Origin of the sequence: Sphingobacterium sp. DR205, assembly GCF_011064245.1 — a bacterium.
Lineage (GTDB): Bacteria > Bacteroidota > Bacteroidia > Sphingobacteriales > Sphingobacteriaceae > Sphingobacterium > Sphingobacterium athyrii.
This window is the reverse complement of the sequence record NZ_CP049333.1, coordinates 441,165-454,783: the sequence shown is the minus strand read 5'-3', so window position 1 is coordinate 454,783 and position 13,619 is coordinate 441,165. Positions and strand designations below refer to the sequence as shown.

Below are 13,619 nucleotides of genomic sequence, written 5' to 3'. Positions count from 1 at the left end.
AAATTACTTTTTGTGGATAATTATTTGATTAAACGCTGTATTGAGAATTTTCAATGATTTTTCTAGATCACTTGCCGGCAGATAGCCAGTAAAACTTTTTGTTTGAAAGGAATCGATCAATTCTAAGTTATAATCCGGATAAAGATTGTTCAGGTCATTCACAATTTGCAAAAGTGGAACTTGATTGAATGATAGAAAGTCACTTTTCCAATTGGATGCTGTTATGGTATCAACAGCAGTGACATTAAATTGCTTATGGCGTACATCATAATCTACCCGCTGCCCAGGAAGAATAACCGAATGTTGTTCACCATGCTTAACCTTAACTTTACCATGATTTAAAACGAGATGTGTCTGTTGAGCAGAACATTTCAAATTGAATGCGGTACCCAAAACCCGCACATCAAAATCGCCTGAATTGACGATAACAAATGCCTTATTGGGATTTTTGGCGACTTCAAAAAATGCCTCTCCGGACAATTTCACCTTTCGTAAGCTGTCAACAGCGAAATCGGATAGTATCGAAATATTAGCGCCCTGACGCAGGGAGATATGCGTGCCATCCAACAAAATAATACGCTTGACAAATTTTGTTGGGTTCGAATATTGAATCGTAGTAAACTTAGCTTCCCGCTGTATCGGTTTAAATACGAGAGAAAAAAGAAAAACAAAACCTGCGAGTAACAATGTTGCTGCGATCACAAGTAGCCCCCTTTTGCGTCTCCAAATAGGTCGAACTGTTGGATTTAATCCCTCACCCGTAATCGAATAAAAAATATCATCCGAGATAGAGTTACCCAAATCACAGCTACGATCATCCAATGCGATGACTTCCTCCAAATCGGGTAAATCATCTTTATCGCAAGAAGTCAGTAAATCTAAAAATATGGCGTTTTCCTGCGGGGTAAGCTCCCCTAATAGGTATTTCTTATATAATGTAGCTATCTTCGGATCCATCATTTTTGCCCTCGTTTAAATACATATACGTATCTAAAAGACGATAAGACGATGCTACACTAAAAAATAGTTAAGAAGATCAACAGGGCTATTGAAATCTCAAAATTATCCAGGATATATTGGCGTACAAACTTATTTCCCTTGACTAGCTGATCACGGACGGTATTAACAGATATGCCTAAACGATCCGCAATCTCCTGGTTATCCAAAAACTCTTCCTTGCTTAGCAAGAATATTTCAAGACGTGCTTTAGGAAGTTTTTGAATTGCTTCCCGATAGACACGTTCTAAGTCTTTAAAACGGATAGATTCTTCGTTGGAATTATCCACCAAGGTGGTGGCATCAATTCCTGCAAGGTTAAATTGAAACCGCACTTTTTGCTTCCTAAGTTCATCAAATACGAGATTTTTAGCAACGGTATACAAGTAAGACTGGGGATTTCTTGTTCCGTCCAACTCATTCCATTTATTCCAAATACGAGAAAATGCCTCCTGAACCAAATCGGCGGCAGTATCCTTTTCTTTCACGTGTAATAAGGCATATTTATAGACCTTATCTTTGTAAGACAAAAAGAAATTTTTAAAATCTGGGATATTGTTATTTTCAATAGGCATCCTTCATCACTTATAATTGATGCTACAAGTTTAGGGAGAAATTTTCAAAATATTTGAATGAAAATGCACCATAGCTCAAAGCTCAGTTTCACCTTCGGTAGTCATAACATTTTAACTACAATTAGTTTATATACAATTAACTCTTGTATTGCAGATTCCAGAAGTTTTCATAAACGTATTGTCGCGAGGTCAAGAAGTCGATTCTTGCAATAAGATTAAATTCATTAAAAAATCCCATTGGGGTCTCCAATGGGATTAAAAAATGTTTTCTCACTTAATAGACAACCTTATTTTATGAGCGGGAATGGGCCCAAAAAGTAACTTCCTCTTTTATAGAAACGAAGGAAAAAATCCAGTACTGGTTCTTCCAACGGGAAGAAGAATTGTTTGTCCACCTCCGTTTTGAATAAGTTGGCGTAGTACTTTGGCAATTCGCCAGGAAAAAAGTCTTCGACCAAAAGATTCAAGAAATAACGGGCAAACGGAACTTCTGCTGGGGTTCCCTCCTCTTCCTTTTCAATAAATGGATTATGTTCCAATGGAAAGAATTCTTCTATTCCACCAAATACCTCTAATCCTGTCTTTGGGTTGAAGAAAACCGTCACTTTCGCATCTGCTGTCAGATCCAAATTCGATTCTGGAAGTGCTGATTCCTCTTTGCTTGGATATTTTTGCTGATATGTTTGAAAGAATTTGTTTGCAAATTCTTTCACTTCTCGTCCCTCCATAAAAGCTACAGCGGCCTTTTGCTCAGACTGGAATAATTTACCCATATCTTTCAATTGCTTCTCTGTTTTTTTCAAGCTCTTGTCCTTACCGGACATCGCTTCAATACGGTAGGTCATTTCATATTGTTCCGGCAGATCGAAATTCACTTCCTCCGGATTGACCACCGTCATAATTCCGGACAGATTCCAAGCATCTTTCCAAGGAACGATTTCCATATAGAAAGATAATGTCATAGAAGGCTCTGCAAATTCCCGGATTGAATCTTTATAAATCTTGAATACCGTTTTTGTATTGATATGTTTTACATGGACAAACTGTTCATCCGTTTTTACATAGTCAAAAAAGCTATGGATGCGGTTCCCCAGCGTCTTGACGGAACTATAGAGGGCATGTTCCTTACCAACCACTTCCGCAACAAATTCTGATGATTTAAGAGCAAATAAGTGCAGTCTATAATTATTGAAGTGATTATCACGGACACGATAGATCATTTGCTGCAACTGTGCCTGATCGTGCTGATATCTTCCCAATTCTGCAACCTGCATCAGATGGTTAAGATTGGTATTATATTCACCTGCTGTCAGATAGTTTGTTGCGACAAGTTTTTCGATAAAATTACGAACCTCAAAATAATCCGCATTTTCATCCAGTGTATATTCTGATTTTAACTTTGGATTCTCAGGGGCCACTTCATAATGTTCCTCCAGAATAGCATAGGTAAGATCCGTTACCAACTGTATCAAACGGCCATGAGGATCGATAAACAGATGTGGGTTGCGCTCACTAAAAAATAACCAAGTTAATACAGCAACATCTTCGCTATTGATATCCTCAGGATAGTAATCCAACAGATTGTTGTCCTTGTAGAAGGGTAGGAACTCATTGTACAATTCTTTATGAATGGTTCTAAAAGCCGCAAATATCCCTGTGTTGGCAATAACATCCTCCAAATAACAGGTCAGGTAAATACTTAATGTTTTTAAGGCATCAGTCTGAATTAGGTCATTCGTTTCCGGTTCTTCAAACCACAATGTCGATAAATTATCGTTGATCTGATTAGCAACTTTTAAGTAATAACTATCTATATCGCTTGCTTTCTGGTAAGTATGATGTGCAATCCAATCTTGAATAAAAATTCTGTTTCCTCTCATATGAAAAATGCTAAATCCAAAAGTAGCCAAATTTTCGAAATTTCCATGATTACAAAACACATACAAAAACGAAAATAATTCCGACAAATCCATCTGACCTGTAAAGAATAAAAGAACTTCCGATAAATTCGTCCCATCGACATGAATGAGCGTTTAGCAGAAACAAAAAAAGATGCCTTATGCATCTCTTTATCGTAATTTTTTTTCCTTTATCCTGCAGCAGTAACATTATCATTGCTTCCCAAATGATCTTGAAGCGTCGGATTCAAGATATTACATGTTTTTAATAAGTCGCGTACGGGATATTTCGCAACGATCTCCTCCAGCGCAGTCAAATGACGGCTATGATGTACATCCGTCCCTACGAAATCATACATGCCCGATTTAATCATCGTTAAAGCTGCAGATTTCACTTCAACACCATAATATCTGCTGACCGACAGCAGATTTAATTGCAACATACAACCAGCATCTTTGATCTGCTTGTACATATTAAAATTATAATGGTAATAATTATAACGCTCTGGATGTGCCAATATTGGCTGATAACCAAGCTTTTGAATATCCAGAATAGTTTGAAATAACGCTTTGGATTCCTGCAGGTAAGACATTTCAATGAGCACATAGCCACCCGGCATTACACAAAGCTCGTTAGTATCGATCAACCTTGCAATTCCGTCATCTATCATATGCTCAGCGGCAGGATAAATCTCCGGAATAGTAGGCAGGTGTTTTATACCATTCACCAACTTATCTTTGGCATCCTCGATTGTTTGGATTGAATTCGGATGCACCCCATCCATAATATGCGGTGTACAAATAAATTTTTCAAATCCCATTCTTCCCAGGCCTTTCAACAAATCAATTGATTGTTCAATGGACTGACTTCCGTCATCTATTCCCGGGAGGATATGGTTGTGCATATCCACTTCCAAAAAGGCGAGTGTACCAACAACCTTTATTTTTGAATCTTGAGTTTTGTTACCAAACAGTTTTGAAAATATCCCCATATCAAGTACAAATCGTTTTTTATCCTATTATTTGCAAATAACAAACCACAAAAATACTACTATCGGTCTAAACATCGTGTAACATTATATCAACATTATAAAAATATAACCTTAATATTACAAACTTTGCATCAAACAATTTTACAATTAAATTGTTTGATGCTCGGTATAATCTTTCTATTTGTCAATCTCCAGTAGAATCTGGTCAATCATATAACTAATTGCCCCCTCCTTTGTCTGTGGAAGCTTTGAAGACATCTCTGCCTCCATACGGTTATCTACGATACCTTTCGAGGTGATTGCCGTACTGCCATATTGATTCAGCTGTGCAAAAGTTTTGTCCCATTGTCTTCCGGGACTAATGCCCATCTCTTGAAGCATGGCGGGCAACTTTTGCAGGTCAAAAGCTGCTGACATTTTATTTTGTTTCATCAACTTAATAAAATCTTTATTCGCAGGGGCTGCCATCTTATTTTGGCGGATATCAAGTAACGATAAAGAATCATTACTTACCATCACCAAATCATCTTTCAGCAGCATATACATCGGGAAATCCATTGCTTTTTTTGAAGAAAATGCATAGATACCATCCTGTGTTTTGCCTAAGGATTTGGCAATCGCTAGATCCAGTCCTTTTTTAATCAGACGTTGATCCTTCGAAGTAAACATCCAGATAAATACCGGTAAGGTTTCATCCTTTGTTTTCTTTACTTCTGTGGCATTATAATCATCGTCATAGGTATAATCAATATATTCTTTTCTAAATTTACGCAAACCATTGACCACAAAAAGATGATCTCCGGGCATTACCTGTGCAATGGCTTTCTCATCTAGTGCAACTTCAAGCGCCATCAGCCCCCATTCAACTAAATCTTGCTGAGGGCCCAATAATCCGCCATAGTATTTGGCCATATAACTAGGCATATCGCGTAAATAAGCTTCTGAATTAATATTAAAATTAAAGAACCCAAGCGTTTTATCGGTCAAAAATTTACTGAATTTTCCATTTGGCTTTCTGGCATAAAACCGTTTGGACATTTCAGCAAGATCTTTATCTAAGCCCATCGAACCTTTTAATTTCAATACATTTCCTTCCTGCGATAAATCGAGCACTCCATCCTGATATCCTGTTCTAAACTTATCCATATTGATGCCCATATAGAGATAAGGAATCGATTTATAAGGCATAAGGCCGCGGTAAAGTTCTTCAACATGCGGTACGTACAGACGGATCAATCCCAGGTTTTTCAGCACCTTATTCTGATCCGAAACAGAGAGCGGCTTATAGGAAGCAGACAGCAAACGTGTAGCTTCGCCTGTCAACCATTTATCACGAAGCGCATTACGAATGGAATCATTTTTTCGATTTTGATCCTCATAGGCTGTATAAAGCGAATCGTAATAACTTGGATCATGCATTTCCGCCGGAGCGACATCCATTGGCACTGGCACAACTGCCTCCACACTCGCTACGACCGTATCTGGCAGACTCTCCACAATAACCGGCGGACTCAGTGGCTCTATTTCCTTTTCGCCTTCTTCCCAATCTACCGCCACTGCTGCCGAATCCGCAACTGCCGCCGCAGAATCTATCTCTGGAGAATATGCATCAGCCGCAGGGTCCATGTAGGCTACTTTTTTTATCCCGTAGCGGTTTGCAACGGAGTCGTTGTCGAGGAAGGTAGTATTCATCGTCGACGAAATAAAACGTGCCATTCGGTCATTATAAACCAACATGCTCCCCGGTTTCAGTGCTATACTTGAAAAACCATTGGCAAAGGGTTTCGGCTCTCCTGCATCATGTAATAATTTTTCAAACTGACCTTTATTGGACAGCGGAAATATAAACTCGATAAAACTCACGCTATCTGTCTTTCTGCTATAGAAATAAGACGTCTGCGTAAGGTCAATACCTAGGTTTTTGATATCGTTCCCAACTGAAGCACCCGACTTTTCAATCCGTTTGAAGAGGCCGGCTTTCTGAAGCAACTCGTTCAATTTGTTTGCATTTGCTTTCTGCACAATCTCCTTTACATTAAAGGCTGCGATCATTTCAGCTTCTTCGGGAATGAGCTTAATTAAATCTTGCGATTTCACGCTCCCCATCAGGGACAGACAGGCCAGTCCGGTCAATAAAATTTTTGATTTCATATAGGTTATTTTGTTAATGTGATTTTATTTGCCAATGTAGATTTACCATAGACCAGATCAGTAAATAATAACTTTAATAGCACTCCTCTCTTGTTTCCTGCAACTTTTGCTTTACTATTTTCCTGTGACGCGAGCGGTTTTTCAAATCGAATGATCTGGGTATAAAAAGCATCTGCAAATTGCGCCGTGTTGTCGCTTCCCAACTGATTGAATTTAGCCTTCCAGGTATTAGAAGCTACAAATTTACGTTCAAATATATTGGTCTGCGCATTGTAATAATAGCGATTTGAGTTTGAGATCTTCGTCTTAAACCGATTGGCCAATATATCAGAAAAAGCATTTAACGACTCGATCTGACTAAAATCACAGGAAATATTGACAATAAAGTTTGTGAAATCTGTTTGATACTGTACATTAGAGATACCCTTCGTCTGTTTAAGCAACTGAACCGCAGCCCGAATCTCCTTTTCTATTTCGGCTTGCGTTGGTATCTGTATGCCTTTAATACTCTTCATCTTCATCAAGGATGAGACTTTTGTTTTACTTTTACTTAGATTCAATGTTGCTGCAATATGCCCTGAACCGTTAGGCTTAAGGTCAATCTGTTCGACAAAGTCAAAACAACCGGACAATGTAAAAACCATTACCAATGCACATAAAGCCACACAGAGCCTGTTCACTTGTCCTTTTAATTCAAATACTCCCTTCATTTCTTAGCTGTACAGATTAATAATTTATCAAATCAATATATGTTCGGGCATTAACAGCAAACATTGTGCTATTTTCTTTACTTTAGGAAAATTTCAATAAAAAGCATTTAAAATATGCTTTTCCAGATCACAATAAATACACGATCCATCATTGTTCGTAAAACCTGCACAAAATCAAGTACGAACTAAAATGCCACAACTTGAAGTAGTTGAAATACCATTGGAAGCCAATCAAAAATTCACAAAAAACAAAATAATTATACCTAAGAATCAAACACATACTTTTGCGAAACATTTATTGAAGCAAAAATGCAGGTTAGCGCCCTTTTTGTTTAGTTTTTCTAGCTACTTTTGCCGTCTCATTATTTACAAACACTAACGATCGAAATGATTTACAAGCTAATGGCTATTCCACAGCATACCATGTGCCGAATAGTTTACCTGATGACCGCATTGCTTATCTTCAACGCATGTCAAAAAAATAATTCCCGAATTGAACATGCTGCGCTACAATTTACACCTACCATCGTGGGGCAAATAAACACGAATGCGATAGAAAGCCCCTGGAATAAGAATGATCAAATTGGCGTTTATATGTTCAGAAACGGACAGGCATTAAGTTCAAGTTCTATTGTGAACGGAATTAATAATCACCTATTTACCATCAATGGCAAAGTATTTCAAAGCAAAACACCTAGTTATTTACCCAATGAACAAGTAGATTTCATTGCCTATTATCCTTACAGATCCATTAGCGATTTTAAATACCCTCTTGATGTAAGTGATCAAACAAACCTATCGGCATTGGATTTCATGTATGCAAGCAATACAAAAAACATCAGCAAAACGAACAATACCATCCCGCTTAATTTTGTGAGACAGTTAAGCAAGATTTCTATTCATCTTTCCATTACCAACACGGCCGCTTTAGAAGCCGGTCCGATCACAGTAAGTATTCCATCAGTACATACTACAGCAGGATTTGATCTTTCAACAGGCAAATTGACTATCAATCCTAATGAAAAAAAAGATATTCAGGCAAACGTAACGGCGAGCAGCACGCAAACCGCTACAATAGAATTCATACTCCTTCCCGGAGAGGACATCACCCAAAAGACAATTAAATTTATAGCTCCGAATGGTGATCCTTATACCTGGACAACACCGCAAAATGAACAGCTAAAAAAACTGATCGGCGGGAATCTTTATCGGTTTAATATCAGCATTAACAAGGGTAAACTAATTGGTAAAACCGGCAACTCTCAAGCTTATCTTGAAATCCCCAAAATGAACAATCTGAGTAATGATGAGGTCTTTGTACAGCACTTTCTTCCCGACGCAAAAACAGAAAGAAACTATGCGATGTTGTACAATAAAAAACTTAAAATGGCTTACTGGGTTGCTTATCCGTTATATCGTGATATTTTAGGCTCTGGCAATCGCACCGATGCATGGGCATATGACCCCGCCGTATCGACAGCATTCCAGCCAACGCTTTTTAAAGGGTTTCAGCCAACAGGTTATGACCGCGGTCATCAACTTCCCAGCGCGGATCGAAACCTGAATATAACGCAGAATAAAACAACATTTTACTTCACCAATATGACGGCTCAAGCATCCCGTCTCAATCAGGGAATCTGGGCAAATCTGGAAACAAAGGTGAGAACCTGGACCGCACAGTGTGACACCATGTATGTTGTAACAGGAGCAATGCCTACAAGTGAAATGGACAACCTACTTGACTTTGCTACGGACAATGACGGGAAAGACATTGCAAAGCCAAAATACTATTTCAAAGCATTGGCAATGAAAAAAGGAGACGAATACTATACCATTGGCTATAAGATAGACAATATTACCCCTCCATCAGGAAGTACTTTTGACAGTTACAGATTAACGGTAAGCGAACTGGAAAAAGCAACAGGCTTTACTTTCTTTCCCGATTTAGATAATGCAAAAAAAGAGAGTATAGATAGCCGTATCTGGAAATAATTCATGGTTTAATTATACTATTTCATTCAGATTAAAACAGCCGTTTTGCCTTGATAAAACCAAAAAATCCGAAGATTTCTACTGTTAAAAGCCAAAGCACAAATAATCGTGCTTTGGCTTTTTTTACCGATATCGACACTGTTCTCCAAAAAATTTGACATTCCTAAAAAAACACCATTTTATAGATGAATATCACTATAAATCCATCGCGGTTTTTTATTAGATTTAGCCCATGAAGCTAATAATATTTGATCTGGACGGCACATTGCTGGATACTTTGCAAGATCTTGGGGACAGCTGTAATGCCATTCTTCAACGATATGGTTATCCTACACATCCGCTTTCTGCTTACAAGAAATTTGTGGGCAATGGTGTACAAAAATTGATTGAACGCGCATTACCTGAAAATGCACGATCAGAAAACATAATTACTACTTTGCTGACTGCATTTAAAGCATATTACGAGCAAAAGCCTGTATCGCACACAAAACCATATACCGGAATCATGCCGCTGCTAGAAGAATTGAAATCTTCAGGCTATTTAATTTCAGTAGCATCCAATAAGTATCATGAGGCCGTTATTCCTTTAATTGAACACTATTTTCCCACGATCGCTTTTGATCTGGTCCTTGGTCACCGCACGGGACATCCGGCCAAACCTGATCCAGACATTGTCCTGGAAACCCTACGAACATTAAGCATAGCAAAAGAGAACTGTTACTATGTTGGTGATTCTTCCGTTGATATGGACACCGCCAATAACGCTGCTGTGACTGCAATTGGTGTGACTTGGGGCTTTCGCGAGGAGAACGAATTGAGACAGCACGGCGCACAGCATATTATCCACCATCCACAGGAACTGTCGGCAATTGTATAAAAGAAAAAGCGGAATCTAAATCAACACTGATTTAAATCCCGCTTTTTTCGATCACTCCAAATGGTCTGGATTAGGGCTCATACGCATTTAAAATGAAATTGTAAAATTTCCAACCTAATGCAGGAAATTACATCTTTGCATCCATTAATTTATCACTTTGCGATTTTGGTTTACCCAGTTTCATTTTTACAACGAAAGCTTTATCTGCACGAAATGTCCCCGGAAGAACAACATCATAGTAGGTATTCTTGTCAAGATCCAACCCAATGTCGGAACGTTTAAGATCCAAAGATTGACCATCTTGCAACAATACAGCTTCCACCGGAACCTCCGCGGCGTTCTTGGGAACAGCAATACGTACAATATTGTTGACAGGGCGGTTAAACACAGTAAGGTAGAGGTTGTCGGCCTTTTTCGTGAAATACCCCAACTTGGATGGCGCAAGCCCCGCATGTCTGACACCATACACGGCTTCTCCGTTTATCTTGATCCAATCGCCGATCTCTTTTGCCAATTTATCCTCTCCGGGATGCATCCGTCCATTTCCGTCAGGGCCAAAGTTCAACACAAAATTACCATTCATGGAAACACAATTCATCAACATATCGATCAGATCTTCTGAGGTCTTCGTATAAATTCCCGACCAGTCTTTCATATAACCCCAACCATTCGGAGGAATCGTCATGACACAGTCCCAGTCACGTCCCTCCAGCCATTCAAATTCCTTCGGCATTTTTCGTTCCCAACCTTGTTCATAATCACCTAACATTTCACCGTTGGAGTCGAAATGCCGTTTTCCAAATTCGTCATTTCTAAATCTGCTTCCGATTATCAATCCCGGATGTTTTTCACGTAGTTCCTGCTCTAATTTATACGTAAAATCATAGGCTTGGATCCAAGATTGATCCCAGGTACCATCAAACCAAAAACCTTTTATCTGTGGGTAGTTTTGTAGAAGTTCCAACAACTGATTACGCGTATATTCTAGGAATTTATTGAATTTAACCTTTTCTTCAGGAGTAACAGGAGCTTTCCCCATATAGTTTGAATTATTCCATTCTAGAATTGAAAAATACAAAAACACATCTATTCCTTCTGCTGTATAAGCATCTACGACCTGCTTGACGATATCTTTCTTATAAGGGCTTTTCTTGATAGTATAATCTGTATACTTAGATGGCCATAGCGCAAATCCATCATGATGTTTTGTTGTAAAAATAAGATACTTCACACCCATTTCTTTTGCCTGCTTAGCCCAGTTTTTTGCGTCAAAACCTGTAGGATTAAACTGTTTATAGAGGTTATCATAAGTATTTTTCCAATCTTTCGGTGCTGTTGGCCCACTCCAGGTGCGTATCCATTCGGATGCCGCCGCTCCCTTCCGTGCGCTTACTCCTTCCCATTCATTACCTGGAATCGCATACAAGCCCCAATGGATAAATTGTCCTAATCCATAGTTTCGGAACCGTTCCATGGCCTCATCTGTCCGATGTGCGGGCGTCAAAGGTCCGTATTTTACGTCTACTTTGTTTTCTACTTTCTTACGAGGACCAGTCCACTGTGCTGAAGTAGTTTTTATCCCTAGCAATATGTTGCCGAGAATCAATGCTGTGATTAATTTATTATATTTCATCTTATCATTTCTTTAAAAATCGACTCCTCCCAACGAAAGATTGAATCGGTGTTTATTAACTGGATTTATGTTGCCCATCCGACGATCACTTTGGATTATCTATATATTGCTTTTGTGATTTCTTAATTACCGCAGGCTCTGGGTTACTGTCCTCAAAGGGATCAAAGTAATACAGTCCCTGATCGCGGTACAAGGACAAATGCCTTTCTAATTTTCGTGTAAATTCATCAAAATTACGGTTTGCTCCGGGCACCCAAGCCGCCTCCGCAAGTGCCGCTATTCTCGGAAACACAAGATAATCCAGGCGATTGACATTGGTCACTGTCTCTGTCCAAAGATTAGCCTGAATACCCAAGACCTGTTTTTTCCGTTTACCCAAACTATCCAGTTGGCTTCCGGCAAAATTGTACACATTCTGCAAAGAATTAAAGCCTTTGCCCCATTTACGACCGTGCTTATGATTCTCTTGTTGTACAAAATCAAAATACATTGGCAGTCTAGGAGTTAATATAGTCTGATAGCCTTTATCCAAAATTTTGTTCAGCTGCTCAGGTTTATCATGACGCCACCACATCATGACCGTCTGATCCTTAGCCAGCTTTGCGTCCACCATTTCGTCCCAAACAATAATCTTTCCGTTTATCCTAGCCACAGAATCAGCCATACGACGAATAAAATACTCTTCAACTTCTTTGTTGGACTTTAGAGCTATTGTCTTTTTCAATTCCTCAACTTTGGCGTCATTATCCCAGGCATCGCTGCCAAAGGCGACCTCATCTCCTCCCAAATGAATATAGACAGAAGGAAACAGCGATTTCACTTCACGCAAAACACCTGTCAAAAATGTATATGTTGTATTCTTGGCAGGGTGGAAAGTGAAATCGGGGTGCTTTTCGTTGCCTCCACCAGTGAGAAAAGGATAAGCCCGGTTTGCGGCTGTAGCGTGCCCCGGCATATCAATTTCAGGAATGACCTCAATATTTCGTTCAGCAGCGTAACCAATGATCTCACTGATATCAGCCTGACTATAATACTGTACCGGAGCGTAAGGATCAAGATAGTTGCCTATTCCCCCAACTTGGGTTAACCAGGGATATTTTTGTATACTGAGCCGCCATGCCGGTTCATCTGTCAAATGCCAATGGAATTTATTCAACTTGTAAAAAGCCATCCAATCCAATAAAGATTTAACCTTCTCTTTACCGAAAAAATGACGTGATTCATCCAGCATAAACCCCCTCCAGGCAAATTGCGGTTTGTCTTCGATTTCAACAGTAGGCAAAATAAACGTTCCATTTTTTCTTTCGGCAATAGCAAGCAGTTGATCTAAACTAGACAACGCATTGACAAAGCCCGGATGGCCAGATGCGCTAACCTCAATATGTGTCTGATTGATCCTAAGGCGATACGTTTCGTTTTCCAATTTGCTATCATGCTTCACAATAATTTTAGCGTCCCTCTCAGGAGAAGTGTAGGTTGAAATCCCAAAACGGCTCAGCATTAATTTTCTGAGATAACCCAGAGAAGATTCAAATACAACATCCCCAACTACCCCAATTTGATCTCTCAGTATTAACTTTTCCTTTCCTAACTCATATTTCAGAGGATGCGGAATAATGGCAATTTGGGCAATTGCCTCCTGAACAAGCAAGCATATAGCACAAAGTACAGGTATTAATTTATATTTCATCTGATAATTAAGATTTCACTCAGTTTAGACTGTTAAAATTACTTTAAATATTAGCATTGGGCTATTAATTTCAAAAAATCACCCTTTATTGACATCCGCCTCACG

The 13,619-nt window shown here is 39.0% G+C and carries 10 protein-coding genes; 2 read left to right on the top strand and 8 right to left on the bottom strand.

Going from position 1 to position 13,619, the window contains the following annotated elements; all coding sequences use genetic code 11:
* Positions 1 to 3 precede the first annotated feature (3 nt).
* The 6 genes from G6053_RS01860 to G6053_RS01835 all read right to left on the bottom strand — a co-directional run bounded on the left by G6053_RS01860 (position 4) and on the right by G6053_RS01835 (position 7,322).
* Positions 4 to 960, bottom strand: a complete 957-nt coding sequence (locus G6053_RS01860) for a FecR domain-containing protein (protein ID WP_165305404.1) — start codon at positions 958 to 960, stop codon at positions 4 to 6.
* A gap of 56 nt (positions 961 to 1,016) precedes the next feature.
* Positions 1,017 to 1,571 carry an RNA polymerase sigma-70 factor gene (locus G6053_RS01855; protein WP_108636361.1) on the bottom strand — a complete coding sequence of 185 codons (555 nt, stop codon included), beginning with the start codon at positions 1,569 to 1,571 and terminating at the stop codon, positions 1,017 to 1,019.
* 287 nt (positions 1,572 to 1,858) lie between these two features.
* Positions 1,859 to 3,451, bottom strand: a complete 1,593-nt coding sequence (locus G6053_RS01850; protein ID WP_165305403.1) for a DUF3843 family protein — start codon at positions 3,449 to 3,451, stop codon at positions 1,859 to 1,861.
* Positions 3,452 to 3,660: 209 nt separating this feature from the next.
* Positions 3,661 to 4,461 carry a CpsB/CapC family capsule biosynthesis tyrosine phosphatase gene (locus tag G6053_RS01845; RefSeq protein ID WP_219929444.1) on the bottom strand — a complete coding sequence of 267 codons (801 nt, stop codon included), beginning with the start codon at positions 4,459 to 4,461 and terminating at the stop codon, positions 3,661 to 3,663.
* Positions 4,462 to 4,638: 177 nt separating this feature from the next.
* Positions 4,639 to 6,612, bottom strand: a complete 1,974-nt coding sequence (locus tag G6053_RS01840; RefSeq protein WP_165305402.1) for a DUF4836 family protein — start codon at positions 6,610 to 6,612, stop codon at positions 4,639 to 4,641.
* Positions 6,613 to 6,617: 5 nt separating this feature from the next.
* Entirely contained in the window at positions 6,618 to 7,322 is a 705-nt protein-coding gene (locus tag G6053_RS01835; protein WP_165305401.1) for a hypothetical protein, read from the bottom strand.
* Positions 7,323 to 7,709: 387 nt separating this feature from the next.
* On the opposite strand from G6053_RS01835, the gene G6053_RS01830 reads away from it, so the two are divergent.
* Both G6053_RS01830 and G6053_RS01825 read left to right on the top strand, forming a co-directional pair.
* A complete protein-coding gene (locus G6053_RS01830; protein WP_165305400.1) occupies positions 7,710 to 9,314 on the top strand; it encodes a fimbrillin family protein in 1,605 nt (534 codons plus the stop codon).
* 232 nt (positions 9,315 to 9,546) lie between these two features.
* Positions 9,547 to 10,191 (top strand): HAD family hydrolase, encoded by a 645-nt coding sequence (locus G6053_RS01825; protein WP_165305399.1) that lies wholly within the window; start codon positions 9,547 to 9,549, stop codon positions 10,189 to 10,191.
* Between the two features lie 127 nt (positions 10,192 to 10,318).
* Here the strand turns inward: G6053_RS01825 and G6053_RS01820 are convergent, their stop codons facing one another.
* Both G6053_RS01820 and G6053_RS01815 read right to left on the bottom strand, forming a co-directional pair.
* On the bottom strand, positions 10,319 to 11,824 hold the full coding sequence (locus G6053_RS01820) for an alpha-L-fucosidase (protein WP_165305398.1): 1,506 nt from the start codon (positions 11,822 to 11,824) through the stop codon (positions 10,319 to 10,321).
* A gap of 85 nt (positions 11,825 to 11,909) precedes the next feature.
* Positions 11,910 to 13,514, bottom strand: a complete 1,605-nt coding sequence (locus G6053_RS01815; protein ID WP_165305397.1) for a beta-N-acetylhexosaminidase — start codon at positions 13,512 to 13,514, stop codon at positions 11,910 to 11,912.
* Between the last annotated feature and the right edge of the window lie 105 nt (positions 13,515 to 13,619).